Raw genomic sequence first — 1,519 nt, forward strand, 5'->3', positions numbered from 1 at the left:
ATGCAGGCCTGGCTCGCCGCCCATCCGGTGAAGTAAGTCTTCAGCCATCGCCAGCGCGGCGAGAACGCCTCTGGATTTATCGCCCAGCCTGTGATGCGATCCGGCCCCAACTGGAGCCCGCCATGCCACCGACCATCAGAACCACCAAACTGCCCTCCGGCGAAGCCGTTCAGGTGCTTGGCCAGGGCACATGGAAGATGGGCGAAGATTCCCGTCGCCGCGCCGATGAGGTGAATGCCCTCAAGCTCGGCCTCGACCTCGGCATCACGTTGATCGACACCGCCGAAATGTATGCCAGCGGCGGTGCCGAGGAGGTGGTGGCCGAAGCCATTGCCGGGCGCCGCGACGAGACCTTCCTGGTCTCGAAAGTGCTACCGTCGAACGCCTCGCGCGCGGGCGTGCAGCGGGCCTGCGAAAACAGCCTGAAACGCCTGCGCACCGACCGCATCGATCTCTATCTCTTGCATTGGCCCGGCAGCGTGCCATTGACGGAAACCGTCGCGGCCTTCGAGGCCCTGAAAAAGGCCGGCAAGATCCGCCACTGGGGCGTCAGCAATTTCGACACCGACGAGATGGAAGAGCTGATCGGCCTGCCCGATGGCGGCAATGTCCAGACCAACCAGGTGCTCTACAATTTGGTCCGGCGTGGCCTCGAATTCGATCTGGCGCCCTGGAGCCGGCAGCGCGGCATCCCCTTGATGGCCTATTCTCCGGTCGAGCAGGGTGCGTTGGCGCGCAATGCCAGGCTCGAAGCCATCGCCGGGCGCCACAATGCGACCCCAGCGCAAATCGCCCTGGCCTGGGTGATGCATCAGGAGGGCGTCATCGCCATCCCGAAGGCCAGCAGCGAGGAGCATGTCCGCCAGAATGTCGCTGCGCTCGACATCAAGCTTGCGCCGCAGGACATCGCCGATCTCGACCGCGCCTTCCCGCCACCAGCGCGCAAGCGCGGGTTGGAGATGATCTGACTACGTCCCCGCCAACCCCTTCAGCCGGTAGAGCGCTTCCAGCGCCTCGCGTGGCGTCATTTCGTCCGGGTTGATGTCGCCGAGTGCCGCCCCCAGCGCGTCGCTCTTGACCGGCTTCGGCGCTTCTCGCTTCACCGCCACCGAAAACAATGGAAGATCGTCGACCAGCCGGTTGGTCTTGCCCGAAACTTCGCCCTCTTCCAGTTGGTGCAGCACTTCCTTGGCCCGGTCGACCACCGCTTCCGGCAGGCCGGCCAGCCGCGCCACCTGCACGCCGTAGGAGCGGTCGGCGGCACCCTTGCCGACCTCGTGCAGGAAGACGACGTCGTTTTCCCATTCCTTGACCCGCATGGTGACGTTGGAGAGACGCGCCAGCTTGCCGGCCAGCGAGGTCATTTCGTGGAAATGGGTGGCGAAGATTGCCCGGCAGCGGTTCTTCTCATGCAGATATTCGACCGCCGCCCAGGCGATCGACAGGCCATCGAAAGTGGCGGTGCCGCGGCCGATCTCGTCGAGGATCACCAGTGCGCGCTCGCCGGCCTGGTTGAGGA

The 1,519-nt window shown here is 65.0% G+C and carries 1 protein-coding gene and 1 pseudogene; one reads left to right on the forward strand and one right to left on the reverse strand.

What is annotated here, in order from left to right; all coding sequences use genetic code 11:
• The first annotated feature begins 122 nt into the window (after nt 1-122).
• Nucleotides 123-968, forward strand: a complete 846-nt coding sequence (locus tag EN994_RS30815) for an aldo/keto reductase (protein ID WP_063169905.1) — start codon at nt 123-125, stop codon at nt 966-968.
• Here EN994_RS30815 and EN994_RS30820 read toward each other — a convergent pair.
• Nucleotides 969-1,519: pseudogene (locus tag EN994_RS30820) on the reverse strand (DNA mismatch repair protein MutS); the annotation flags it as partial.

It is taken from the genome of Mesorhizobium sp. M7A.F.Ca.CA.002.09.1.1 (assembly GCF_003998555.1).
In the GTDB taxonomy this organism is placed as follows: Bacteria; Pseudomonadota; Alphaproteobacteria; order Rhizobiales; family Rhizobiaceae; genus Mesorhizobium; species Mesorhizobium ciceri.